Here is a 24,379-nt window from a genome sequence, read left to right on the forward strand (position 1 = left end):
AACATTTTACACGAACCTGTTATGGGTTTCTTTATTTGTCGCACTTAATTTTACAATTCATCAAATAAAATAGAGTCTGCTATTTATTATTTTTGGGGGGCAAAAAAGATGGGAAATAATGCTGTAAGTAAACATAACTTACCGAAATTTGGTATTAGAGATAAAATAGGATACGCTGCGGGGGATTTAGCTAATAATCTAACCTTTACAATGGCAAGTAGCTTCCTAATGGTTTTTTACACAGAAGTGTTAGCGATTCCAGCCGCAATGGTAGGAACGTTGTTCGTTGTTTCTAGAATAGTAGATGCATTTACTGATGTTGGTATGGGGACCATCGTTGACCGTATGCCAGCGACAAAGAATGGTAAATTTAGACCATGGATTCGTCGTGTTGCGGGGCCAATTGCTATCGCGAGTTTCTTAATGTATCAAGCTGGTATGGCTGATGCATCATTAACTGCAAAAATTATTTATATGTATGCGACTTATATTTTATGGGGAAGTATTGCGTATACAGCAATTAATATACCTTATGGATCGATGGCATCTGCTATTACACCTGATCCAGCAGAACGTACAGAATTATCTGCATTTAGAACGATTGGAGCAACACTTGCACAATTATTTATTGGTGTTCTAGTTCCACTGTGTTCTATATGATTTGTTATAACTTTACAACAGAACGTGTTCAGATTGACAAGCCAATTGTTGAAGGCGAGAGTAGAGTATCATTAGTAACAACTTTGAAGAGTATTTTGACAAGTCGTTCATTGTTAGCGATTACTGGATCATCTATCTTCTTATTGATGACGATGATTTTAATGCAATCAATGTATAACTACTTATTCCCAAATTATTTTAGAAGTTCAACTGCGATTTCAATGATTAACTTTATTAATCCAATTGGAACAATTATCTTAGTGACACCTATTGCGTCGTATTTGGGTCGTAAGATTGGTAAAAAAGAAGCTGCAATTATTGGTATGACTATCGGGTCGGCTCTAAACTTAGTGTTATTCTTTATGAAAACCGATAGTGTTGTAGTATTTATTGCTCTATCTTCATTAGCATTTATGTCATTAAATATCTTTAACGTATTAGTTTGGGCAACAATTACTGATGTTATTGATGACTTAGAAGTAAAAAATCATAACCGTGATGATGGAACAGTATATGCTGTAAACTCATTTGCGCGTAAGATTGGTCAAGCTTTAGCAGGAGGATTAGCTGGTTGGGCATTAACATTTGTTGGATATGAATCAGGTGCAGCTCAACAAACTCCAGAAGTGTTAACAGGTATCTATAATATTTCAACCTTAGCACCTGCTCTAGGATTCTTCGCATGTGCAATGATTTTACTGTTCGTTTATCCGTTATCTAAACAAAGAACATTAGATAACCAACAAACGTTAAGCGAAAGAAGAAATGGTTAATTCAATTTAATAAATTTGTAAACGATTAAATATATAAGATAAAATGGCAACTTTTTTGAAAAGTTGCTATTTTATTAAATAAAATAAGGGTTAATTTTCCTATTAGGAAAGCATTAAGCTGTTGTATGATTAAATACAGAAGAAATAAGAATGTTCAGTTCATTTAATGATGTTGTTACGATATAATAAAATAGGAAGTTTCTTTTTAAGTTATATTGTTTCTAATTAAGAAAGTAGGGGTAAAATGGGGAAAGTGTTAGGGATTGGCGAATGTATGATCCGTCTATCATCACAACGAGGGCAACGACTATTGAATTCAACTCAGTTAGATTTGACATATGGTGGTGCAGAAGCAAATGTGATGGCCAATTTAGCACAACTGAATCATAAAACAAAATTCGCTTCAAAGATTCCTGACAATAGTATGTCACATAATCTAGTCCGCCACTTTAGAGGTATGGGTGTAGATTGTGATGATATTGTCTATGGTGGACATCGCTTAGGAAGTTATTTTGTTGAAGTAGGAACAGGGTTACGTCCATCTTCAGTGATTTATGATCGTGCTTATTCTTCTATATCAATGATGAAAGATATTGAATGGGAAATGGATGAATTATTCGAAGACGTAACGTTGCTTCATATTACAGGAGTTACGCTAGGATTATCGGAGAGATGGCATACTCTAGGCGTAGAGATAATCAAAGCTGCTAAAGAACGTGGTATTATTATAAGCTTTGATATGAATTATCGCCAGAAGATGTGGTCCCATGACGAAGCACGTGGGGTATACGAAGAAGTGTTGCCTTATGTAGATTTTTTAAATGCTGGAAAATTAGATGCGATTCATTTCATGGATATTGCTGAAGTAGAAGAAGAGCCGGGTTGCTGGCAATATTATATGAAACAAATTGCTGAGAAATATCCAAACATTAAATACTTATACGGAACGAATCGTCATATGATGACGCCGAATAGTTATGAAATGACTGGTTACATATGGGATACAGTGAATCAAGATGCTTATGAATCTAAAGAATATAGAATGGATACAGTGGTAGATCGTATCGGTGCAGGAGATAGCTTTGCGGCCAGTATTTTACACGGATTTATTGAGGAAAATCCTTTACAAGAAGTCGTTGAATTTGGGATGGCAGCTTCTGTGTTAAAACACACCGTGAGTGGTGATGTTAACCTATTCTCTTTATCAGAGATCGAAAATTTCATGGTCAATACATCGAATGTGATTCGATAAATAGAAATAATTTAAGTAGAAAGAACCAGTGCGAAGAGGCGAAAGTTGCTTCTTTGCACTGGTTTTGTATTTATTAATTTTCTTCGTCTTCATAATTGAATAGCTCTTCATCGTAGGTTCGCTCGTTGATAACAGCTTGACTATAAAAGTGGTAGAACTGATATTGAAGCCAAGCAGCTAGTACTCCTAATACACTACCAACAACAATACCTAATAGCCGTGCTTTAAGTAATTCTGGCCAAATATGCGGAGCACTGATTGTCATTTGTAGTAAGACCATATTTGTCACAAAAAAGATTCCAATGGAGTAGTTTCTAGGCATGTAGTATTCAACAATCATATAGAATATAACCACAATCGTAATCTTTGTTAATGCTGACATTGGAATTGATAATAATAGTACCGCTGTTAATAATCCACCTATCGTACCAATAATACGTTGGAAATTCCGACTAAGAATTTGAAGTAAGGTATTTCCTTGTAAAATTGCAGAACAAGAAACAACTACCCAACTATAAGAACCCATACCTAAGGCGATATTAATATAACTTGCAAAGAAAAGAGCTCCGGCATAATAGAAACTATCAACCATCACACGTGGATCGTTCTCAATTCGACTTCGAATATTAGGATTGAAGCGTAGAGACTGCTTAGGCATACCTTCTACTTTAAGAGTGATGTATCCCATAATAATAGATAGAACGACCCCAAAGATGACGTAAAGTGACATTGTTGGCATTTCCTTAAGTGGAATTGGGTTTGTTGAACCCACTGCAGCCACTAAGATAGCAAAGATATCGCCTGGTTTATCTATTTTGAATAATCTGAACAGTAGACGACTTGTAAAAGCGATAAAGCCAATCATTAGTGGGGGCAACCAAATGGATAATGTGGATATCATACCTAGGAAATGACTGATAATGATACATATTCCCACAAAAACCAATCGTTTCATGATGCGATTCTTTTCAGCAGGGGAATAGTGTAGAAAAGTAAAGACCCCTAGAGAACCCAAAGCATTGATTGTATAATTATTTAAAAGGTATCCTGTGATGTTCACTACTAAAATACAAATACCTGCCGATATTAAACGCATCTTACTATCGTTGGGCCGATTGTAGTGGACGATACTACGGAATAATTCTTGCACTAAACAACACTCCTTCATTAATAATAAATCAAAACAATTTCAGTGCATAAATGCTTGTCTATTTTCGGAAATATAAAATGTACATAATATTACTATTGTAACATGAAGTCGAGTAACTGAGCAGATTATAGAAAAAGAAAATTGCATTATTAATGTTTAATTGATACATTTTAATAAGAATAATGATGTAAGAAAGGTAAAATATGAACAAGATACTGATTGAACATACAAAATTTAATTATGAGGATATAAAGGAAGTTGAATCTGTCTTTATAAATAATTACCCCATCGTTTATATCTTATATAATCAAAGTGAAAATAAAACCCGACCGAAAGCTTATATAGGTCAAACAGTGCATGCACACCGACGAATGAAGCAACATCTTAAAGACAAAAAGCGTAAACAATTAACCGATACGTTGCTCATTGGTCATGCGCACTTTAACCAGTCTGCTACGTATAATATTGAAACAAATTTAATTAATTACTTTATAGCTGATGAGCAGTTTAGTCTACAGAATATCAGCCAAACAACCCAAACTCAAATGCATAATTATTACCAAAAAGAATATTATAATGAAGAACTATTTGAAAATCTGTGGGAAGCTTTAAGAGTCAATGGCATAGCCAAAAGCTCGACAGATGTCCTGAAAAATAAGGATATCTATAAGCTTTCACCTTTCAAAGAGTTATCACAGGAACAATTGGAGTTAAAGCAGGAAATATTAGATTTTTGTAGAAAGAATTTAAGTACAAAGGATCATCAGGTTTTTGTTATTCATGGGGAAGCTGGGACGGGTAAAAGCGTTATACTCTCTTCACTTTTTAATACAATTCAAGAATTATCAAAGGATAAATCATCCGTATTATATAAGACCGATAATTATTTGTTGGTTAATCATGGTGAGATGATTAAAACGTATCAAAATATCGCAAATAGTCTTCCACACTTGGCTAAGAACCGCTTTGAAAAGCCGACGAGCTTTGTAAATAAATACAAGGAAAAGCAAGCGGATATTGTCTTAGTAGATGAAGCTCATCTTCTATTATCAAACAAAGATGCCTTCAATAACTTTAATTATCAAAATCACCTTGAAGAAATTATCAAACGGTCCAAAATTACCATTGTGATATTCGATGATAAACAAGTTTTGCGAATGAAGAACCATTGGGATCGTGATCGGTTAAGTGAGATGTTGGATGGCTATCAATCTCACGAATCAATTCCGTATGCTAGCTTCCCCGGAAATCATTCATTGGATAGACAGTTTTGTTCAAAAACAAGTTTTACACTTACCAGCGAATACGGAGAACTTTGACTTGAGAATCATGAAGAGTGCCAATGAATTGAAAGAATATATAAGAGAAGCGAATATAATGATGGGCTTGTCCCGCATTGTCTCGACCTTCGATTACTTACATAAAAAAGATGGATCGACTTATTATGTCGATGAAGAAGGGTTAAATATGCCTTGGAATACGACAGATTCCAGTATTACATGGGCAGAGCGACCGGAGACGATTGATGAAGTGGGATCAATCTATACTGTGCAAGGCTTTGATTTAAATTTTGTCGGTGTAGTACTTGGCCCTTCTGTTGATTATGATGAGGAAAAGAAAGAACTCGTTATTGCTGTCGAAAAATATAAAGATACAGGCGCTTTTAGTGGTGGTAATCGTTTTAGCGATATAAATGAGAGAAATAACCATAAAGAACACATTATCCTAAATTCGATTAATGTCTTAATGAAGCGTGGAGTGTATGGTTTGGCAATATATGCAGTCAATGAAAAGCTTCGAAATAAACTACTAAAACTACAAGAAGAAAGAGATGAATTAAATGAATAGTATAGACCGAGTCAATCAATTTCGTGATGAGCGCAACTGGCGTCAGTTTCACAATGAGAAAGATTTAGCTTTATCAATTACCTTAGAAGCGTCTGAGTTGTTAGAAGTATTCCAATGGAAAACAGCCGAAGAAGGTATTAAAGATATCGAGCAGATCAAAGATGAATTAGCGGATGTTTTAATCTACAGTTATATGTTAGCTGATAACCTTAATTTAGACATTGATGAATTAATTGAGCGAAAGTTAATTAAGAATAATGAAAAATACCCAGTAGCTAAGAGTAAAGATAAGAAGGATAAGTATACTGAATTGTAGTTAATGGATAAACTGATTTTGATGAAGCATTTGTTCGTTCGGTGTTAAGTAACTTGGGGTTTAATAAAATCCAACTTCAGACCCCATTAAAACAATTAAGTGGAGGAGAAGCGACTCGTGTCGCGATGGCAGAGATGTTTATTAAACCAACAAATGTCTTGGTCTTAGACGAACCTACGAACTTTATAGATGTCTTTACAATTGAGGCACTTGAGGTATTTCTTAAAAACTATCCTGGAACGGTTATATTCACATCACATGATGACAAATTTGTTAATCGTGTGGCTCAACAAATCTATAAAATTGACAATCAAACACTTCATCATATACTTTAAATGAGGTTCCATTGAGTAAACGAAAAGATTATGACTACTTTATAAGTGAAATATAATCTAAATGAGAAGGTTTTCGTAGTAAAATAGTAAGTTATAGGGGAGTGGGTGAAGATGATGAAAATGAAGACATTAATTAAATTAGCTTTAACTTTTTCTGGCATCGCTGTCGCAAGTAAAGCCTTTGATACGTCGATTCAGATTAAAAAATATCATGTAAAGAGCAGTAAAGTACATGATAATATTCGGATTCTATTCTTGAGTGACTTACATAATAATCAGTTTGGTGAAAAGCAAACAACATTAATTGAACACATTGCTGAACAAAAACCCGATATTGTGCTTTTAGGCGGAGATATCTATGATTATGTTGGTGATGTTCATCCAGCAACAGTGTTATTAGACTGGTTAGGGCGTCATTATCCGACATTCTATGTAACGGGTAACCATGAATTACGAATGAAGCACCTTACAGGCTTTAAACGCTTAATCCGAGAGATGAATATTCAAGTGCTTGAAGGTGATAGTGTAGAAGTGCCAATTGGAAAGACAAGTGTAATTATTAACGGTGTGGATGATGCGCAAAATAAACGCTTATTCAGCAAGCAATTGAAGCGAGTTGGTAAGAATCTGGACACTAGATACGTTAATGTATTAATTAGTCATCGCCCTGAACAAGTTGAACGTTATGAAAAATATCCATTTGATCTCATTTTATCAGGACACGCACACGGTGGACAATTCCGTGTACCTGGTTTAATTAATGGTCTATATTCACCACAACAAGGCATCTTTCCAAAGTATGCTGGTGGAGAATATGAGTTAGCGAATGGGTCAAAAATGATTGTGAGCCGTGGTTTAATGGTTCAAAATCAACAATTTCCAAGAATCTTCAACCCACCTGAAATTGTAGTTGTCGATTTACATTGATAATAACGTCTAAAGCTTAGCCATATACAAAATGGCTAAGCTTTTTTATGTTTTACTATGGTAAACTATAAGTAAGACTGACGCATTTATTATATAAAGGAGATCAATATGAATTGGAAAAATGTTGGCGTGAGTATTCTACTGAGCTCACTGACTTTACTTCCTATATTTTATTACTATTTGTATGCAAATCTACGATTAAATGAAATGGATAATGCGTATCGAATTATTGTTATGATTCTGGGGTTTTTTCTGATTATTCACTCAGCTATCTTGAATCAACAACGTCCATATTTGCCAAAAGCATTATTTACTCGACAAACATTAGTCACAACTGAAGATGTAGAAGGCTTCTTTACAAGACTTCTAAAGAGCTATTTAGGTAAACCTTTAATTTGGGGAGGAATTTCCGGGTTATTACTGTCCTACCTTAGCCCGATTAATTATACATTTATTTTCGTCACAATAACTGTAATGCTCATTGACCGAACAATTGACGGAGAACAGAATATACGTCGTTATAATCAAGGGGAATTTAGAGAGTAGCTATAGTTAAATGAGGCAGGTTAAACATTTATAAACCAAACGAAAAAGCATGATTGAATAGGTAGTAGGTTATAAACCTTATCCTTTCGACCATGCTTTTTATGTTTTGGGGTTAGCTGGTAGAATGAGTAATAAGGCACTGTTACCTATCATATGAAAACTGGTATGGTAGTCAATCCACCGTTACCCAATCATTTCGATATATTTGATACTGGTAGGATGATAAAGCCAATTCTTCTAGCAAAAACGATTAACCGGAAGAATGTAAAATATGGTTTCAGTTAACTTTATGCAATCCGATAACGCTGCTACATTCAAAAAAGGCATGACCAAGTTGGAGGGAGAGTCCCGCGCTAACTTGGTCATGGCTTAAATTATGTCATACTTTTACTGAAAGGTTCTATTATTCGCTTGATTCTTCAGAAGACTCTTCTGGTGCTTCTTCTGAATCAATTGAACTTTCTTCATCTGATGATTGGTCAGATTCTGCTTCATAAAATTCACTATCTTCTAATGGTGCAAAGATAACTGCTGCAGCTTGACGATCTCCAGCATCACCTGTTGGTTGAGTCTCATAATCATCTGCTTCTGTATGGATAATTAAAGTTGTTCCATCCGTTGAATTCAATGTGTTTTCACCTTCAGGATCTAGGGTTACATCAGGAATTTCAATGGTTTCACTCACGGTTCCATCTTCTCCAACCATTAAGTTTGGTAAGTCTCCAGCATGAGGACCTGTTTCTGAGTCGGTTCCATGTTCAACATCAGTAGGGTTGAAGTGGCTTCCTGCATCTTCAAATGTTGGAGCTGTTGCTAAACCAACTTCGTGAATATGCATACCAAATTCACCTTCTTCAAGACCTTCTAACTCTAATTCTACAGTAACTAATCCTTCTTGGTCTTCTCTGAACGTTGCTGTACCGATCACTTCTTCGTCTGAATTAATTACGTCTGTTTCAACTTCAAATGCATATTCTTCAGTTGACTCAGCTGATTCTTCAGTTGTTGCTTCTGACTCTGCTCCTTCAGTCGTTTCAACCGATTCAGTTGTTTCAACACTATCTGAGCTTTCTTCTGCAAAAATTGTCATAGTAGAAGGGTTGAATGCACTTAATAGTAAACCTGCACTTGTAAGTGTCACTAGTTTTTTAAAATTTTTCATGATATCAATCTCCCTTTTCTTATCTTATACACATGCTAACACGTTAAAAAATCACTGTCACTTAATATGCATTTGTATATTAAGTGGCAGTAAAATGACCTTTGTTGCAAATAAATAACATTACTTAGGGACAAAAAGCAACCTTAAATAATGTTGGTTAATTGATTAAATATTATTATACTTAGTATATAAAAGTTCAAAGGCTTTTCGAAAAGCTGTTTCATCAGCGAGTATCTCATGAACTGTTTTTAAGTTTTGGACGTTAGGTTCATAGCCTAACCATAATTTGATTCGACCAGAAGGGCCGTACTTTTCCTTCATATGGGCGTATACTTGTTGGAAAGTATCTTCTTTAACGTAGTCAGGATAGTGATCTAAACTATATAGAATGGTTCGACTCAATAATCTTTCAAAGTTAATATCACGGTCCGCTTCAGAAATAATCTTGCCATAAAGTGAACGGGGTTCATAAGGTAAAGATGCTCGGTGATCTTCTGCTGCTTGGCCAATCGTCTTAATTTCATTATCATTAAAAAATGTTTTTAAGACAAAGTCAGCTTCGATAATTTTACGAGAAGATGATTCATGTCCTTGACGGCCAAACTTTAAACCAATATCGTGATAAGCTGCGACGGCATAGACGATGTCTAGATTTACATCATAATTTTTTGCGATGTCCAAACTATTCTCAATTACTTGATACACATGATCTGGTTGATGAGCGCCATCATAGGCTTTGTACTGAGGAATTATTTTCGATTCAATATACTCAACTAATTTTTGATTTATCATTTTAACACCTCATTGATATTTTTGTTAGTATAACATAATTAGAATTAAATGTGCTAAAATTAGAATTAATTAAAAAATAGGGGAAATAAGATGAAGATAGAAGCAAGAGATACCTTAGATAATGCGACAATAATGCAAATTAATGACTTAGAAGCACTAGTTCAGGTGCATGACGGAACATATCATGATATTTATTTAGATAATCGCTTTAATTTTGACCAAAGGATGCCCGCATTTTTATTTGCTTGGCTTGAGAATATATTGGTTGGTTTTCTATCCATATATGCTGATAATCTTGAAGAAGCTGAGTTATCGGTGATTGTGCACCCAGCTTATAGACGTCAAGGTATTGCAACAGCCTTAATTGACCAAGCTAAAGAGATTATTAAAACTTTCCATATTACTGATATTTCTTACATAAGTGAGCGACGTTTTATTGAATCGAAGAAGTATCTTCAGGAGACGTATCAAATCGACTGGCACGAGACAGAATATTTGATGGAAGCTAAAGAAATGTTTGAGCAAGAATACCCAGAAGCAACTGTCCAAGTGCGAAAAGCAGTGATGACTGATGCGAGAAGTATCGCTTCATTTCAAGCAAAAGCGTTTGAGAGTTCTTTTCAAGAAGCGATGACCTATGCAGAAGGCAGTATTGGTGAAGATGATCATGATATCTTTGTATTCTTGAATCAGGACGAAGACATTATTGGCTCAAGTTCTGTGAACACAACAGCAGAATATTATTATCTCTTTGGTTTAGCCGTAGACCCAAATTATCAAGGACAAGGCTTTGGAACGCAAGGTATTTACCAAATGATGAAGCAGTTAAGTGCAGAAGATAAACGTCCATTTCGCTTATCGGTAGAAAAAGAAAATGAACATGCTAAGCATTTGTATCAAAAGAATGGCTTTAAAGTAATATCAGAAGTCGTTTATTTAAATGAATAACGGAGGGACTTTATGGAATTATGGGATTTATTTGATCGGAGTGGAAACATCGTTAGTACGAATCATGAACGAGGAGAGACGATTCCTGAAGGCACCTATCATAAGATTGTGAATATTATTGTGCAGCATGTTGATGGGGATTATCTTATAATGAAGCGATCGGACGATAAAGAAAGTCGTGCAGGTGAATATGAGTTAACTGCTGGTGGCAGTACAATCAAAGGTGAAGACTTTCGCGAGGGTGCTTGGCGAGAACTATATGAAGAAACGGGCATCAAAGCAGATATACTTCATGAGTTGACACCGGTGATTATTCGAGAAGAGAAACGGTTTTTACAACAAAATTTCTTTTGTCTAACTAATGTGGATAAAAACGCTATTCAATTACAAGCAGGAGAGACTCAAGGATTCCAATGGCTGAGTGAAGATGAAGTCTTAGCTATATCAAATACAGACAGTTTAGTCCGTTTATCTAATGAGGTCATAGAGCGAATTAAACAAATCAAATTTAAGCACTATGATTTAACTTAGGAATGTCACAATAACGTCATAAACTTCAAGTAAACTTCACACCCTTTTTCTTAAAACATTGCTATAATTGAATTAAGAAGCAATGAGGAGGGATTGGATGAGACGTATTCGAGATATTGGTTTAGCTTTGTTATGTACGATTGCTATTGTGAATGTTACAACGTTTGATCAACCGGTGATGCTAGAACAACCTGAATTTATATTAGCCCAAGAATTAAATGAGTTTGAAGGGATTCCAGAAGAAATTCAAGGAGTTTGGTCTTATGAAGGTGATATGACAAGTCAATCCGCTATCTTACGCGGGAATCAAATGGTCATTACTGACGAATATAATGGATCAGTCTACTATACAATTGATGTGACGCAAGTTGAAGAGAACTTCGAAGTCGATGGAATTGAAGATAATGACAACCGTACGCTATATATACTAAATACAAATTTAAATGATTACTCAATGCGTTACGGCGAAGAAGAAGCGACAATGACGACAGATAGTTTCTACTTTGTTTATGATGAGAATGAAGATATTCTAATCCCTCAACCAGAGGTAAGTTTTAACCGTAATGCTGAAGAAGAATTAGCATTTATTATCCAAGATAATATTGTTCAGGAACAGCCGATTAATCGTGAGCAATTACGTGAAGTTGATGCAGAATTCCTTGTTAACCAATACCACTCACATCAAGAAGTAGGTAGTGAGAATATTTATCTAGAACTGTACCGTGACATTGCGAATGAATATCCAGATTTAAATCTTTTACGTAATGAAGACTACGAAGCTTATCGTGATATCAGTTCAACAATCATTAATCACTCGGAGCTAACTTATGCAAGATTGAATCAAGCAGGTGCAGATAATGTATTGTCCCTTTATCAAGAAGCTGAAACAAATGATGCAAGTGATGAGGATTTAGTCAAAGAAATGTATCCAAGAATTGAAGCAGAAATCCAAGCTTATCATGACAGACAATTAACATATGAAAACTCATTGAGATATGGTGAGGAATCATAAAAATATAATCCCTTAGAGCCTAGGAGCTTTAAGGGATTATTTATTGCGTTTAATTAAAGTGGTTAAACTGATGAATGTAGTGATTAAAGTGATTAAACGGTTTAAACGCCTTGTTGAACACCTTCAATTGCGAGTAATTTTTTCTTTACATCGATGCCGCCACTGTATCCAGTTAAAGAACCATTTTTTCCAATGATACGGTGACAAGGAATAACAATAGAGATGGGGTTACGTCCGATGGCTCCCCCAACCGCTCGGACAGCTTTAGGATTATTAATTCCATCAGCAATCGCACCGTAATGACGCGTTTGACCAAAAGGAATCGTGAGTAAAGCCTGCCATACGGCCTGTTGAAAGGGTGTCCCGCTTTGAATATCTAAGTCGAGATGAAACTCTTTGCGTGAACCCTCGGTATATTCTTCGAGTTGCTTGATGGAACCAGCATTCATCGATGCATCTTCTTGGAGATCAAAGTCTTTAAAGTGCTTCTTTAGTGGTATGAGACTTCCGTCGTCAGGACTCACATACGCTAAGCCCTTTTCTGTTGAAGCAATCGTGTATAAGCGATCGAACATTGGAAGAAAAGTATAGTATATAATAGTGTTCAAAGTAAACTTCCTTTCTATATAATAACCCTTTTATTTGTATCTCTATTATAACTCTTTAAGAATCATATTGAAATGAATGATAATTCATACCAGTCTATGTTAAAATAATGACTAAAAGGAAATTTCTCCTTAGATATCATTGCATAGAACTAGCATTTAAGTTAAAGTATACATGGCGTGAAACATAGGTTTGTTTCACAAAAGGACTTATTTAAAAGGAGACGGTTATGACAGTCGAAGAATTTATCCAGGCCCTGAATGAAAAGGGCATTCAATTAACTGAACAACAGATTAATCAGTTTGAACAGTATTACCACCTGTTAGTCGAGTGGAATAATAAGATTAATCTAACGGCAATCACTGATATGCCAGATGTGTATTTAAAACACTTCTATGATTCATTAATGCCATTATGGATGGCACCAGATTATTTTAAAGAGAATGCTACTTTATGTGATGTTGGCGCAGGCGCAGGCTTTCCAAGTATTCCAATGAAGATTGTACGCCCTGATCTAGACATTACGATTGTAGATTCATTGAATAAACGTATTACATTTTTAAATCTTTTAGCAGAGGAATTAAACTTAACAGGCGTTAAGGCTGTTCATGGTCGTGCAGAAGAAGTTGGACAAGACAAAGCCTACCGCGAACAATTCGATATCGTCACAGCAAGAGCTGTGGCTGCTTTAAACGTCTTAAGTGAATTGTGTTTACCGCTAGCTAAAAAAGGTGGGTACTTCATCGCTTTGAAAGCACAGAGAGCTGATGAAGAAATTGTTAAAGCGAAGAAAGCGATCGCAACACTTGGAGCGAAGTTTGAAGAGCAAATTAGCGAGATGCTACCCATCGAAGAAAGTGAACGCGAAATCTTAGTGATTCGAAAAACTTTAGAAACACCGAAGAAATATCCAAGACGTCCAGGTAAACCAGCCAAACAACCGTTATAACAAGGAGGAGATCGCATGAGTAAAATGATTGCAGTCGGTAATCAAAAAGGTGGTGTTGGTAAAACAACCACAACAGTTAACCTAGGAGCTGCTTTAGCAACTTTAGGTAAAAAAGTACTAATCATTGATTCTGATTCGCAAGGAAATGCGACGAGTGGTCTTGGGGTAGAAAGAAGCGCATTAGATGCAAGCTTATATGAAGTACTCATTGATCAAATTCCAATTCAAGATGTCATCGTTGAAACAAGTCAAGATAACTTATGGATTGTACCGTCAAACATTCAACTTGCAGCTGCAGAGTTAGAATTAGTAAATATCGAGAACCGCGAGTCACGCTTGAAAGAAGCTGTAGCACCGATTCGTAAAAATTATGACTATATTTTAATCGATTGTCCACCTTCATTAGGCCAATTATCAATCAATGCTTTTACCGCAAGTGATACAATTTTAATTCCAGTACAAGCTGAATACTATGCGCTGGAAGGTTTAACTCAATTATTAAATACCATTCGCTTAGTTCAAAAAACTTATAATCGCAGTTTCCGTATCGAGGGCGTATTAATTACAATGCTTGATGCAAGAACGAATTTAGGCTTTGAAGTGATGGATGAAGTTCGTAAGTATTTCCATGAAAAAGTCTACCGCACAGTCATTCCAAGAAATATCCGCTTATCAGAAGCACCTTCTTATGGGCAATCAGTCATTGAATATGATTCTCGCTCAAGAGGTGCGGAGATGTATGTTGAACTGGCAAAGGAAGTGATTAGTAATGGCGAATAATAACCAACCTCGTAAACGAGGCGGCTTAGGCCGAGGTATGGATGCCTTGTTTTCAGCTTATGAGGAAACTCCAGGCGAAAACGAAATGGTAGAAGAAATTCCATTAGATCAAATTCGTGCTAACCCTTATCAACCGCGTAAAACATTCAATCAGAAAGCTTTAAATGAATTAGCTGATTCGATTAAACAGTCCGGTGTATTTCAACCGGTAATACTTAGAAAATCAACGATCAAAGGTTATGAATTAATCGCTGGTGAACGACGTGTTCGTGCAAGTCGACTGGCAGGTAAAGAGACGATTCCAGGCATTGTTCGTGAATTAGATGAAGAGCAAATGATTGAAATTGCTGTAGTAGAAAACTTACAACGTGAAGACTTGAGTCCTTTAGAAGAAGCTGAAGCGTATAACATCTTGATGGAGAATCTTGATTTAACACAAGCACAAGTCGCTGAAAGAATTGGTAAAAGTCGCCCCTATATTGCTAACTACTTACGTCTATTATCCTTACCCGATGAAATTAAGACTATGGTTGGAGAGCAATTATCAATGGGACAAGCACGTACGATCTTAGGGCTTAAAGATAAAGACCAACTGATTCCAGTCGCTAAACGTGTCGTAAGTGAAGGAATGACTGTTCGTCAACTAGAAGAATTGGTTCAATCATTAAATGAAGAAGCTCCTAAAGAAGACGAAGAGAAAGAGAAAAAAGAAAAAGCCAAAAAACCACCCCATTACCTTGCGATTGAACAAGAGATGCAAGATTATTTTGGGACAGCTACGACGATCAATCAACGTGGTGAACGTGGTAAAATTGAAATCGAATTTTTATCTGAATCAGATTTAATTCGTATTTTAGATTTATTAAATATACATTTATAGGGAGTGGACAAGATGAATCGTAAAGAATTTGATAAACTCGATATTGTCGAAATGAAAAAACCACACGCTTGCCAAACAAATCGCTGGCAAATCATCCGTATGGGGATGGACATTCGTATACAATGTATGAATTGTAAGCATATTGTGACGATGACTCGTCGTGATTTTGAAAAGAAAATGAAAAAAGTTCTAGAAAAAGCAGAATCTGCTGAATAAGTTTAAATAAAAGAAAGAGAGTGACTACATGGCATTAACAGCTGGTATCGTTGGTTTACCTAACGTTGGTAAATCAACACTTTTTAACGCAATTACAAAAGCAGGGGTTGAAGCGGCAAACTATCCGTTCGCAACAATTGACCCAAACGTTGGAGTGGTAGAAGTACCTGATAAACGTTTAACAGACATTACACAATTAGTAAAACCTAAGAAAACAATTCCTACAACATTCGAATTTACTGATATTGCTGGGATTGTAAAAGGTGCAAGTAAAGGTGAAGGCTTAGGAAACAAATTCTTAAGTAACATTCGCCAAGTGGACGCAATCTGTCACGTTGTTCGTTGTTTCGAAGACGAAAACATTACGCATGTTGACGGAAAAGTGGACCCACTTTCAGATATTGAGACAATCAACTTAGAATTAATCTTAGCTGACTTAGAATCGATTGATAAACGATTAACACGTGTCCAAAAATTAGCTAGAACTAAAGATAAAGATGCGTTAATCGAGATGGATATTTTAGAACGCTTGAAAGATGCACTTGAAAGTGATCAATTAGCGAACTCAGTTGAATTCACAAAAGAAGAAGAGCCGATTGTAAAAAGCTTATTCTTATTAACACGCAAGAAAATGTTATATGTAGCAAATATTGGTGAAGAAGAAGTAAGTGATCCAAGCTCAAATCCTCACTTACAAAAGGTCATTGAATTTGCTGCTACACAAGGAGCAGAAGTTGTTCCAGTATGTGCAAGTCTTGAAGAAGAAATTGCGATCTTAGATGACGAAGAAAAAACAGTGTTTTTAGAAGACTTTGGTTTAGAAGAATCAGGTTTAGACCGTTTAATTCAAAAAGCTTATACATTATTAGGTTTAGGAACTTACTTTACAGCAGGTGAGCAAGAAGTACGCGCTTGGACATTCAAAAAAGGAATGAAAGCTCCTCAAGCAGCTGGAGTGATTCACTCGGACTTCGAACGTGGATTCATCCGTGCTGAAACTGTCTCTTATAATCACTTAATGGAAGCTGGAAGCATGGCTCGTTCGCGTGAATTAGGTTACTACCGTTCAGAAGGTAAAGAATATATTGTTAAAGACGGCGACATTATGCTATTTAGATTTAATGTCTAGATCGATCGGGGGAAATTATGTCAGAAGATAACAAAAAAGAATTCGAAGAGAAAGATGTAGAAGTGACAACTGATGAAGTAGCTGAAGAATCTATTGAGACGGCTGAAGAAACAGAAGCAGCAAGTGTTGAAGAATCTCAAGAAAGAAATGTTATTGCTGGGATTAAAGAAAGCCAGTTTGCAGAGTTAACGAACAAAAATAAGCAATTTATGTTAAGTGTAGATAAAAAATTATCTGACCAATTGCACTATGAAGTTCAAGAACGTGTCTATGCTGAGATGGTGGATACGTTACTTGATGGGCAAATCAATAGCCAAACAGCACGTCAAATTTATGGAACACCGACAGAAACTGCTAACTTAATTATGGAACAAGAATTCCCAAATCCAGAAAATGCACCAGTTGAAAAGTCACCTGATTGGCAAATTGCTTTAGATGGTGGATTGATGCTAGGTTCATTATTCACATTCATCACAGGAATTTCAATGTTGAATGCGGATGCGGGGACAACTTCTGCTTTCATGGGCTTAACTACTTTAATTATTAACTATATTGTTGCAGGTATTGCGATGTTAGTGACATCAAAAGTTATGCCAGATTTAGATGCACCTAAAGGTGAGCGTCGTTTATGGCGTTACTTTGGAGTGTCTATTGCCGCAATGTTTGGTTGGTTCTTAATCGTAAGTATCAGTGCCGTGTTACTTCCACCGGTACTGAACCCAGTCTTTGAACCAATGACTTATATCATTATTGCAGCTATAACTTTTGGTTTACGCTTCTTATTAAAGAGACAATTAAATATTCAAGGTGGGGTATTCTAACCACTTCAAATCAACCAATCAAGTTTAACTTGGTTGGTTTTTATTATAGACAGGAAAATTCACGAACATTCCATTTTTTTATGAAGAGAATGTTAAGTATTCGGTTGATAATAAAAATACAACATGGTAACTTAGTAAAAATATAGAAAAGACAAATATATAGGAGGATTTAAATGAACGCATGGAACACTAAATTTCAACGCGAAGGATATACATTTGATGATGTAATCCTAGTACCAGCAGAAAGTCATATTTTACCTAATGATGTTGATTTATCAGTAGAATTAGCCCCAAACTTAAAACTAAATATCCCAATTTTATCGGCAAGTATGGATACAGTTACCGAATCAGATATGGCGATAGCAATGGCACGCCAAGGAGGACTCGGTGTCATTCATAAGAACATGTCAATTGAAGCACAAGCTGAAGAAGTTCGCCGTGTTAAACGTTCAGAAAATGGTGTCATCTTAGATCCATTTTACTTAACTCCTCAACATATTGTTAGAGATGCTGAAGAGTTAATGTCTCGTTACCGCATTAGTGGTGTTCCAATTGTTAAATCTGAAACAGACTTAACTTTAGTAGGGATTATCACAAACCGTGATACTCGTTTCATTAACGATGACCAAGCTCAAATTTCTTCAGTTATGACTAGAGAAGCTTTAGTTACAGCACCTATTGGTACGTCTTTAGAAGAAGCTGAACGTATCTTATTCAATCACCGTATCGAAAAATTACCTTTAGTGAATGAACAAGGTCATTTATCAGGATTAATTACGATTAAAGATATTGAAAAAGTAATCCAATACCCAAATGCAGCTAAAGATGGCCATGGACGCTTACTCGTTGCGGCAGCAATTGGTGTGACAAGTGATACATTTGAACGTGCACAAGCCTTAATTGACCAACAAGTGGATGCATTAGTTGTTGATACAGCCCATGGACATAGTGCAGGTGTCATTCGTAAAATTAAAGAAATTCGAGATACTTACCCAGATGTTACTATTATTGCTGGGAACGTTGCGACAGCTGAAGGTACACGTGCTTTATTCGATGTCGGTGTTGACGTTGTAAAAGTAGGTATCGGACCAGGTTCTATCTGTACAACGCGTGTTGTTGCAGGTGTTGGTGTACCACAATTAACCGCAATTTATGAATCAGCTACTGCCGCTCGTGAATACGGGAAAGCAATTATTGCCGACGGTGGTATTAAATACTCAGGTGATATCGTCAAAGCAATCGCAGCTGGTGGAAATGCTGTCATGTTAGGTAGTATGTTAGCTGGTACGGATGAGTCTCCTGGTAACTTTGAAATTTATCAAGGACGTCGATTCAAAACCTACCGTGGTATGGGTAGTTTAGCGGCTATGGAAAAAGGATCAAGCGACCGTTACTTCCAATCTAAAAACGAAGCAAACAAACTTGTTCCAGAAGGAATCGAAGGTCGCGTTGCTTATAAAGGTAGCGCTCAAGATATCGTCTTCCAAATGCTAGGTGGAATTCGTGCAGGTATGGGTTATACTGGATCAGCAAACTTAAAAGCCTTACGCGAAGAAGCACAATTCATCCGCATGAGTGGTGCTGGACTTATCGAGTCTCACCCACATGACGTTAATATTACAAAAGAAGCACCAAACTACTCACGGGCATAATTTACAATTGTAAGTTTGGTAACCGAAAATACTCAACAATGTAGTGATTAATTAGCTATATTGTTGGTTTTTTTGTGTTTTTGGGAGCTTAGGGCAGGGAATTATATAAAAAGTGCCTTGAGAATTTTTCAGGGATGCAAAACGTGAAAAAAGTACCTTGAGAAAATGCCAGAGCACTAAAGCCGCCGTATTCGACCTAATATGAATCTTTGATTATGAGATTATGAACATTGTTTGACCTTTATATGAACATGGGGGTTATGACATGACAAGAATTTCGAAGGTGTTACAATGAGGTTGTAGTTAAGAAAAAAAGAAACCCGACGCACAATAGTGAAAGGATGCGATACAAATGATTCGCAGAAACAGTCGGAACTTAAAATTAACAGCTACTTTATTAGCATCGTTGATGGCACTTGGTTTTGGACAAGTTCAAACCAACGCACAAGACTTTGTTAGACTTGAACCAGGGGACGAAGCCTATCTACCAAACTACTCACTCGTGGAGCAATATTTCCCAAGTGTAGATGCAGCCGTTGAATATGCGAATGCAAACTTCAATATTGATATTCATGCTGACTTTTATGTCACTATGGATGAAAACGGTGCTTACGTTTATTATGAACTTTTAGAGGACGGCGAAGACCCCGAAGAGCCTGAACCCGATCCAGAGGAACCTGAAGATAACATTTACGTTGTCCAATCAGGCGATTACTTATATGGAATTGCTAATCAATTCGGTATTAGTGTCCAAGATATTATTGACTGGAACGACTTAGAAAGTGATCTCTTACAAGTTGGACAAGAATTAATCGTAGTAGATCCTAGTAACGGTGAAGAGCCTGAAGAGCCTGACCCAGATCCGGAAGAACCCGAAGATAACATTTATATTGTCCAATCAGGGGACTATTTATACCGAATCGCGAATGATTTTGGTATTACAGTCGATAATCTGATTGATTGGAATAACTTAGAAAGTAATAGTTTATTTGTTGGTCAAGAATTAATCGTTGTTGACCCAGATGATGGATCGGAAGAACCAGACCAAGCCGATCCTGAAGACATTATTTATGTGGTTGAAGCGGGCGATTACTTATACCGAATCGCTGCTGAATTTGGGGTAACTGTTCAAGATATTATTGACTGGAATAATCTAGAAAGTAATGCCTTGCAAGTTGGAGACGAATTGATTATTAGACAATAATTGCTCATACTGAACAAGTAAATAAATAATATGAACCACTAGTAGAGAGGCTAACTAAGTCATCTTCACTGGTGGTTTTAGTTATACTGAATTATGGGCTTAAATTGTGAAAAACTTATGTCATTTTGACATCATTAATCGTAACTACTATTTTTTGTGTTTAAAAAAGGTATAATAGTTATTGAGTACATTTAATTGTAAAGAAGGAGGATTATGATGCGTATATTAGTAGCAGACGATGATCGCGAAATCGTAGATCTTTTAAATATTTATCTAAAAAATGAAGGTTATGAAGTTGTAAAAGCATTTAATGGTGAAGAAGCCTTAAATCAGTTAGAAGAAAGTCAAGAATTTGATTTGGTTATCTTAGATGTGATGATGCCAAAAGTAACGGGATTAGAAGTGGTTGAAGTGATGCGTGAAAAGGATATGAGCATTCCAGTAATTATGGTGAGTGCCAAATCAGCGGATCACGAGAAAATCGAAGGCCTATTTGCTGGAGCGGATGATTATGTAACCAAACCCTTTAATCCTTTAGAGGTGATGGCACGTGTGAAATCAATTCTACGCCGTCAACATAGTTATTCAGGTATGGAGACACCAGGAGATACGATAGAGGTAGGTCCTTTAGTTATTCGCCGTGATTCTCATGAAGTGAGAACAGATAGTGGCGTTGAAATTCAATTGACGGCTCTTGAGTTTGGCATTTTATATTTATTATCAAGTAACCCAAACCGAGTCTTTAGTGCGGATGAAATCTTTGAAGAAGTATGGAATCAAGAAAGTGTTGTGAGTGCCAAAACCGTCATGGTTCATGTGAGTCATTTGCGTGATAAAATTGCTCAGGCAACTGGAGGAGACAAAGTCGTTCAGACTGTATGGGGAGTAGGCTATAAGGTTGAACGATGATAATAAACAAATCTTATCTACCCAATTAACACGTTCACAAAAGATTGATTTAATTCGTTATACCTCAAGTGTTCTCTTCATTGTATTCTTTGTATATTTAGGGATTATACTTGGCTTTGATATTGTAATTAATACCCGTTTAGATTTTCTACGTGGGGGGAATTTTTTCCAGTTTTTCCAGTTGTGGCGGATTCCTTATAACCAAATTATTACGCTTATCGTATTAAGTATCGGAGGACTCATTACATATCGCCGTATGGACAGACAGCGTAAAATGATGAAGATTGGTCGTGCTTTAGAGCATTTAAACTACATATCTGAAAATAATAAATACAATTACCGAATCGAGAGTACGCAAATTGGTGAATTGACAGATATTATCGATAGTATTAATCAACTGGTTGAAAGTACAGAACATTCACTTGAAGAGGAACGACGAGCGGAAGAGACGAAAGATGAGTTAATCGCAAATGTCAGTCATGATATTCGGACACCACTCACGTCAACGATTGGTTACTTAGATGCTGTGATTCATAAGCAGTATCAAAGTGAGGAAGAGAAAGATAGCTATATTGGGATAGCGTACGAGAAGGCGAAGATGATGCGAACGTTAGTGAATGATTTATTCTTATATATTGAATCAGGACAAGCAACGTATTCGCTTGAAGCTCAATCCATTCCTATCAAGTTTTTCTTTGAACAATTGGCAGCTGAATTTGAGTTAACAGGTGACGAGCAAGGCGTAGACATTGTTGTAGAAGTTTACCCAGAGGATTTATTCGTACAGATTGATGTCGATAAGATGGCAAGAGTGTTCAGTAATCTGATTTCTAATGCATTTAAATACGGTTTTGGAGATGTCATTCGTTTGCGCGCTTATAAATCGAGTGATGATGCGAGTGTCTATCTGGAAACGCGAAATAACGGTGAAATACTTGCGGAATCTGAGTATAAGAATATCTTTGAGCGGAGTTACCGAACTGAGAAATCAAGAACATCTGAGATTCCTGGAAGTGGTTTAGGACTTTCAATCGTAAAAAATATCGTTGATCTACATGACGGTTTGGTTTTTGCGACTGTGGAAGATAATGAAACTGTCTTTCGTATTAAATTAAAAAATATAGAAGAGAGTGGTGGCGAATGAAGTTAAGATATTTATTTGTCATTTTGTTAATCACCTCGTTTTTATTACCGCAACAAAGTAGCCAGGCACAATCAACCGCGCCAACGATTGATGCAGTTTCTGCCATTTCAATTGATAGTGAGAATGGACAAGTCTTAATGAGCCAAAATGCAGACGAAATACTTCAAGTTGGTTCAATAAGTAAATTATTATCCGTTTATGTTGCTTTAAAAACAATTGAAGCACAAGATGAGTGGACACGCGAATCTATTGTTCCCATCTCAGATGAAGCATATCAATTGAGTCAAGATTATAATATTGGTAATGTGCCTTTAAGACAGGATTATAATTATACAGTCAATGAATTAGTCGAAGCTGTTTCAATTAATTTAGCAAATGGTGCCACACTTGCTTTAGCTGAAATGGTGGGAGAGACGGAAGCGGATTTTGTTAAAATGATGGAAACGCAGTTGTTAGAATGGGGCGTTGAAGAATTTAACCTCATTAATTCAACAGGGTTAGAAGACAATGGTGAAACCAATGCCTTTTCTGCAGAAGTTGCAGCAATCATTGCCTATCATCTGGTCAATGACTTTCCGGATTATTTAGATTATAGTGATCAAGCAAAAGCAGTGTTTAAACCGAATACGGATGATGCGATTGATATGAATAATTATAACCAAATGCTAAAAGGAAAGCCTTATGAACGTGAAAACGTCCTAGGTTTAATGCCAGGATCTTCCGAACAAGATGGCAATAGTTTTGTTGGTTATTCGAATGAAGATGAGTTTGGTATAATTACAGTTGTATTAGGAACTGAAGATGAAGATACTCGCTATGAAGAGACAGATCGTCTCATGGACTACAGCTATAGTGCTTATATGAAAGAACTTGTTGTAAGCGAAGGGCAACCGACGACACAGGTGAATACCATCAAAGTAGAAGGTAGTTCCGAAAGTGAAGCGGAGCTTATCTACGGCGAAAATATGTCCTTAGTTGTTCCAATTATTGATACCGCTCCGCGTTTGGAGTACGAATTCTCAAGTAATGACGCTTTATTTGAAGATAGAAGCTATTTAGTGGCACCGGTTGAACAAGGAGAAGTCGTTGGAGAGATGACTATCTACGGTGCTGGCACTGAATTTACGTATTTACCTTCGACGAAAGGGAACCACGTTCCAGTCGTTCAAGCAGAGCCCATTGAAGAAGCAGCCTGGTATGTGAATGGCTGGCATTCCTTCTCAAACGGCGTGAGTAATACGTGGGAGTCCACACGACGATTCTTCGTTGATTTGTTTAATTAGTCAGTGAATTAAGAAAGGATTGGATATAATGAGTCAATTTGAAAAAGCAATATTTGCTGGAGGGTGTTTCTGGTGTATGGTTCATCCATTTGATGAAATGGATGGAGTTGAAGCGGTTGTTTCAGGTTATACTGGAGGCCAGACTGAAAATCCGACCTATGCACAAGTAACAAGTGGTGAAACAAATCATACAGAAGCGGTTGAAATTACCTTTGATCCAGAAAAGATAACGTACCAACAATTGCTTGATATTTATTGGTCAAGTATGGACCCAACAGATGCGACGGGTCAATTTTATGACCGTGGAACATCTTATCGTCCGGTGATATTCGTTAATTCTGAAGAGCAACGTCAATTAGCTAAAGAATCAAGAGAAGCTTTGGATAAGAGTGGGCGATTTGGTAAACCCGTCGTTGTACCGGTTGAAGATGCAAAACCATTTTATGAAGCAGAAGATTATCATCAAGATTATTATAAGAAAAATCCTGAACACTATAATCGTTATACTATTGGGTCAGGACGAGCAGCGTTTGTTGAAAAGCATAAACAATAAT

The 24,379-nt window shown here is 36.4% G+C and carries 24 protein-coding genes and 2 pseudogenes; 22 read left to right on the forward strand and 4 right to left on the reverse strand.

Going from position 1 to position 24,379, the window contains the following annotated elements; translation table 11 throughout:
- The first annotated feature begins 228 nt into the window (after positions 1-228).
- Positions 229-1,433: pseudogene (locus ACFO5Y_RS02700) on the forward strand (MFS transporter).
- A gap of 244 nt (positions 1,434-1,677) precedes the next feature.
- Entirely contained in the window at positions 1,678-2,685 is a 1,008-nt protein-coding gene (locus ACFO5Y_RS02705) for a sugar kinase (protein ID WP_197105088.1), read from the forward strand.
- 73 nt (positions 2,686-2,758) lie between these two features.
- Here ACFO5Y_RS02705 and ACFO5Y_RS02710 read toward each other — a convergent pair whose 3' ends face one another.
- Positions 2,759-3,835 carry an FUSC family protein gene (locus ACFO5Y_RS02710; protein WP_197105089.1) on the reverse strand — a complete coding sequence of 359 codons (1,077 nt, stop codon included), beginning with the start codon at positions 3,833-3,835 and terminating at the stop codon, positions 2,759-2,761.
- Positions 3,836-4,038: 203 nt separating this feature from the next.
- Here ACFO5Y_RS02710 and ACFO5Y_RS02715 point away from each other — a divergent pair.
- The 5 genes and pseudogenes from ACFO5Y_RS02715 to ACFO5Y_RS02735 all read left to right on the forward strand — a co-directional run bounded on the left by ACFO5Y_RS02715 (position 4,039) and on the right by ACFO5Y_RS02735 (position 7,807).
- Positions 4,039-5,683 (forward strand): annotated as a pseudogene (locus ACFO5Y_RS02715) (DUF2075 domain-containing protein).
- Positions 5,676-5,999, forward strand: coding sequence for a nucleotide pyrophosphohydrolase (locus ACFO5Y_RS02720; RefSeq protein WP_197105090.1), 324 nt, complete (start codon positions 5,676-5,678; stop codon positions 5,997-5,999). The pseudogene ACFO5Y_RS02715 and the gene ACFO5Y_RS02720 overlap by 8 nt, the downstream one beginning before the upstream one ends.
- Before the next feature lie 41 nt (positions 6,000-6,040).
- The gene (locus ACFO5Y_RS02725) at positions 6,041-6,334 is read left to right on the forward strand and encodes an ATP-binding cassette domain-containing protein (RefSeq protein WP_197105091.1); all 294 of its coding nucleotides are present in this window, start codon (positions 6,041-6,043) and stop codon (positions 6,332-6,334) included.
- Between the two features lie 111 nt (positions 6,335-6,445).
- Entirely contained in the window at positions 6,446-7,261 is an 816-nt protein-coding gene (locus tag ACFO5Y_RS02730) for a metallophosphoesterase (protein ID WP_197105092.1), read from the forward strand.
- Positions 7,262-7,369: 108 nt separating this feature from the next.
- Positions 7,370-7,807 carry a hypothetical protein gene (locus ACFO5Y_RS02735; RefSeq protein ID WP_197105093.1) on the forward strand — a complete coding sequence of 146 codons (438 nt, stop codon included), beginning with the start codon at positions 7,370-7,372 and terminating at the stop codon, positions 7,805-7,807.
- Between the two features lie 403 nt (positions 7,808-8,210).
- Here ACFO5Y_RS02735 and ACFO5Y_RS02740 read toward each other — a convergent pair whose 3' ends face one another.
- On the reverse strand, positions 8,211-8,969 hold the full coding sequence (locus ACFO5Y_RS02740) for a superoxide dismutase family protein (RefSeq protein WP_197105094.1): 759 nt from the start codon (positions 8,967-8,969) through the stop codon (positions 8,211-8,213).
- A gap of 165 nt (positions 8,970-9,134) precedes the next feature.
- Positions 9,135-9,761, reverse strand: coding sequence for an HD domain-containing protein (locus ACFO5Y_RS02745; RefSeq protein WP_197105095.1), 627 nt, complete (start codon positions 9,759-9,761; stop codon positions 9,135-9,137).
- A gap of 90 nt (positions 9,762-9,851) precedes the next feature.
- Here ACFO5Y_RS02745 and ACFO5Y_RS02750 point away from each other — a divergent pair, with 90 nt between their 5' ends.
- The 3 genes from ACFO5Y_RS02750 (at position 9,852) to ACFO5Y_RS02760 (ending at position 12,252) form a co-directional block, all read left to right on the forward strand.
- A complete protein-coding gene (locus ACFO5Y_RS02750) occupies positions 9,852-10,709 on the forward strand; it encodes a GNAT family N-acetyltransferase (RefSeq protein WP_197105096.1) in 858 nt (285 codons plus the stop codon).
- Positions 10,710-10,721: 12 nt separating this feature from the next.
- On the forward strand, positions 10,722-11,240 hold the full coding sequence (locus ACFO5Y_RS02755) for an NUDIX hydrolase (RefSeq protein WP_197105097.1): 519 nt from the start codon (positions 10,722-10,724) through the stop codon (positions 11,238-11,240).
- Positions 11,241-11,337: 97 nt separating this feature from the next.
- On the forward strand, positions 11,338-12,252 hold the full coding sequence (locus ACFO5Y_RS02760) for a hypothetical protein (protein ID WP_197105098.1): 915 nt from the start codon (positions 11,338-11,340) through the stop codon (positions 12,250-12,252).
- 101 nt (positions 12,253-12,353) lie between these two features.
- Here ACFO5Y_RS02760 and ACFO5Y_RS02765 read toward each other — a convergent pair whose 3' ends face one another.
- Positions 12,354-12,860: a methylated-DNA--[protein]-cysteine S-methyltransferase gene (locus tag ACFO5Y_RS02765; protein ID WP_231606947.1), complete on the reverse strand. Its 507-nt coding sequence runs from the start codon at positions 12,858-12,860 to the stop codon at positions 12,354-12,356.
- 227 nt (positions 12,861-13,087) lie between these two features.
- On the opposite strand from ACFO5Y_RS02765, the gene rsmG reads away from it, so the two are divergent.
- The 12 genes from rsmG (at position 13,088) to msrA (ending at position 24,378) form a co-directional block, all read left to right on the forward strand.
- Entirely contained in the window at positions 13,088-13,807 is a 720-nt protein-coding gene (gene rsmG / locus ACFO5Y_RS02770) for a 16S rRNA (guanine(527)-N(7))-methyltransferase RsmG (protein ID WP_197105099.1), read from the forward strand.
- A 15-nt stretch (positions 13,808-13,822) separates the two neighbouring features.
- On the forward strand, positions 13,823-14,587 hold the full coding sequence (locus tag ACFO5Y_RS02775; protein WP_197105100.1) for a ParA family protein: 765 nt from the start codon (positions 13,823-13,825) through the stop codon (positions 14,585-14,587).
- Positions 14,577-15,467, forward strand: a complete 891-nt coding sequence (locus ACFO5Y_RS02780) for a ParB/RepB/Spo0J family partition protein (RefSeq protein ID WP_197105101.1) — start codon at positions 14,577-14,579, stop codon at positions 15,465-15,467. Before ACFO5Y_RS02775 ends, ACFO5Y_RS02780 begins: the two co-directional genes overlap by 11 nt.
- Positions 15,468-15,479: 12 nt before the next feature.
- Positions 15,480-15,683 (forward strand): DUF951 domain-containing protein, encoded by a 204-nt coding sequence (locus tag ACFO5Y_RS02785; protein ID WP_138404946.1) that lies wholly within the window; start codon positions 15,480-15,482, stop codon positions 15,681-15,683.
- Positions 15,684-15,711: 28 nt separating this feature from the next.
- The gene (gene ychF / locus ACFO5Y_RS02790; RefSeq protein ID WP_197105102.1) at positions 15,712-16,812 is read left to right on the forward strand and encodes a redox-regulated ATPase YchF; all 1,101 of its coding nucleotides are present in this window, start codon (positions 15,712-15,714) and stop codon (positions 16,810-16,812) included.
- 17 nt (positions 16,813-16,829) lie between these two features.
- On the forward strand, positions 16,830-17,633 hold the full coding sequence (locus ACFO5Y_RS02795) for a DUF1129 domain-containing protein (protein WP_197105103.1): 804 nt from the start codon (positions 16,830-16,832) through the stop codon (positions 17,631-17,633).
- A 173-nt stretch (positions 17,634-17,806) separates the two neighbouring features.
- Positions 17,807-19,285 (forward strand): IMP dehydrogenase, encoded by a 1,479-nt coding sequence (gene guaB, locus ACFO5Y_RS02800; protein WP_197105104.1) that lies wholly within the window; start codon positions 17,807-17,809, stop codon positions 19,283-19,285.
- Between the two features lie 352 nt (positions 19,286-19,637).
- On the forward strand, positions 19,638-20,489 hold the full coding sequence (locus ACFO5Y_RS02805) for a LysM peptidoglycan-binding domain-containing protein (protein WP_197105105.1): 852 nt from the start codon (positions 19,638-19,640) through the stop codon (positions 20,487-20,489).
- A gap of 216 nt (positions 20,490-20,705) precedes the next feature.
- Positions 20,706-21,398 carry a response regulator transcription factor gene (locus tag ACFO5Y_RS02810; RefSeq protein ID WP_197105115.1) on the forward strand — a complete coding sequence of 231 codons (693 nt, stop codon included), beginning with the start codon at positions 20,706-20,708 and terminating at the stop codon, positions 21,396-21,398.
- Positions 21,388-22,542, forward strand: a complete 1,155-nt coding sequence (locus ACFO5Y_RS02815) for a sensor histidine kinase (protein WP_138404951.1) — start codon at positions 21,388-21,390, stop codon at positions 22,540-22,542. The genes ACFO5Y_RS02810 and ACFO5Y_RS02815 overlap by 11 nt, the downstream gene beginning before the upstream one ends.
- A complete protein-coding gene (locus ACFO5Y_RS02820) occupies positions 22,539-23,825 on the forward strand; it encodes a D-alanyl-D-alanine carboxypeptidase family protein (RefSeq protein ID WP_197105106.1) in 1,287 nt (428 codons plus the stop codon). The genes ACFO5Y_RS02815 and ACFO5Y_RS02820 overlap by 4 nt, the downstream gene beginning before the upstream one ends.
- A gap of 28 nt (positions 23,826-23,853) precedes the next feature.
- Entirely contained in the window at positions 23,854-24,378 is a 525-nt protein-coding gene (msrA, locus tag ACFO5Y_RS02825) for a peptide-methionine (S)-S-oxide reductase MsrA (RefSeq protein ID WP_197105107.1), read from the forward strand.
- Position 24,379: the final 1 nt, after the last annotated feature.

It is taken from the genome of Ruoffia tabacinasalis, from assembly GCF_042652985.1.
Taxonomy (GTDB): Bacteria; Bacillota; Bacilli; order Lactobacillales; family Aerococcaceae; genus Ruoffia; species Ruoffia tabacinasalis.

What these genes read in the sequence shown, in the direction of transcription:
- ACFO5Y_RS02785 (WP_138404946.1), top strand. Translation starts at nt 15,480, where the DNA reads ATGAATCGTAAAGAATTTGATAAACTCGATATTGTCGAAATGAAAAAA.
- ACFO5Y_RS02730 (WP_197105092.1), top strand. Translation starts at nt 6,446, where the DNA reads ATGATGAAAATGAAGACATTAATTAAATTAGCTTTAACTTTTTCTGGC.
- ACFO5Y_RS02780 (WP_197105101.1), top strand. Translation starts at nt 14,577, where the DNA reads ATGGCGAATAATAACCAACCTCGTAAACGAGGCGGCTTAGGCCGAGGT.
- ACFO5Y_RS02750 (WP_197105096.1), top strand. Translation starts at nt 9,852, where the DNA reads ATGAAGATAGAAGCAAGAGATACCTTAGATAATGCGACAATAATGCAA.
- ACFO5Y_RS02755 (WP_197105097.1), top strand. Translation starts at nt 10,722, where the DNA reads ATGGAATTATGGGATTTATTTGATCGGAGTGGAAACATCGTTAGTACG.
- guaB (WP_197105104.1), top strand. Translation starts at nt 17,807, where the DNA reads ATGAACGCATGGAACACTAAATTTCAACGCGAAGGATATACATTTGAT.
- msrA (WP_197105107.1), top strand. Translation starts at nt 23,854, where the DNA reads ATGAGTCAATTTGAAAAAGCAATATTTGCTGGAGGGTGTTTCTGGTGT.
- ACFO5Y_RS02760 (WP_197105098.1), top strand. Translation starts at nt 11,338, where the DNA reads ATGAGACGTATTCGAGATATTGGTTTAGCTTTGTTATGTACGATTGCT.
- ACFO5Y_RS02705 (WP_197105088.1), top strand. Translation starts at nt 1,678, where the DNA reads ATGGGGAAAGTGTTAGGGATTGGCGAATGTATGATCCGTCTATCATCA.
- ACFO5Y_RS02740 (WP_197105094.1), bottom strand. Translation starts at nt 8,969, where the DNA reads ATGAAAAATTTTAAAAAACTAGTGACACTTACAAGTGCAGGTTTACTA.
- rsmG (WP_197105099.1), top strand. Translation starts at nt 13,088, where the DNA reads ATGACAGTCGAAGAATTTATCCAGGCCCTGAATGAAAAGGGCATTCAA.
- ACFO5Y_RS02735 (WP_197105093.1), top strand. Translation starts at nt 7,370, where the DNA reads ATGAATTGGAAAAATGTTGGCGTGAGTATTCTACTGAGCTCACTGACT.
- ACFO5Y_RS02775 (WP_197105100.1), top strand. Translation starts at nt 13,823, where the DNA reads ATGAGTAAAATGATTGCAGTCGGTAATCAAAAAGGTGGTGTTGGTAAA.
- ychF (WP_197105102.1), top strand. Translation starts at nt 15,712, where the DNA reads ATGGCATTAACAGCTGGTATCGTTGGTTTACCTAACGTTGGTAAATCA.
- ACFO5Y_RS02745 (WP_197105095.1), bottom strand. Translation starts at nt 9,761, where the DNA reads ATGATAAATCAAAAATTAGTTGAGTATATTGAATCGAAAATAATTCCT.
- ACFO5Y_RS02795 (WP_197105103.1), top strand. Translation starts at nt 16,830, where the DNA reads ATGTCAGAAGATAACAAAAAAGAATTCGAAGAGAAAGATGTAGAAGTG.
- ACFO5Y_RS02720 (WP_197105090.1), top strand. Translation starts at nt 5,676, where the DNA reads ATGAATAGTATAGACCGAGTCAATCAATTTCGTGATGAGCGCAACTGG.
- ACFO5Y_RS02805 (WP_197105105.1), top strand. Translation starts at nt 19,638, where the DNA reads ATGATTCGCAGAAACAGTCGGAACTTAAAATTAACAGCTACTTTATTA.
- ACFO5Y_RS02810 (WP_197105115.1), top strand. Translation starts at nt 20,706, where the DNA reads ATGCGTATATTAGTAGCAGACGATGATCGCGAAATCGTAGATCTTTTA.
- ACFO5Y_RS02820 (WP_197105106.1), top strand. Translation starts at nt 22,539, where the DNA reads ATGAAGTTAAGATATTTATTTGTCATTTTGTTAATCACCTCGTTTTTA.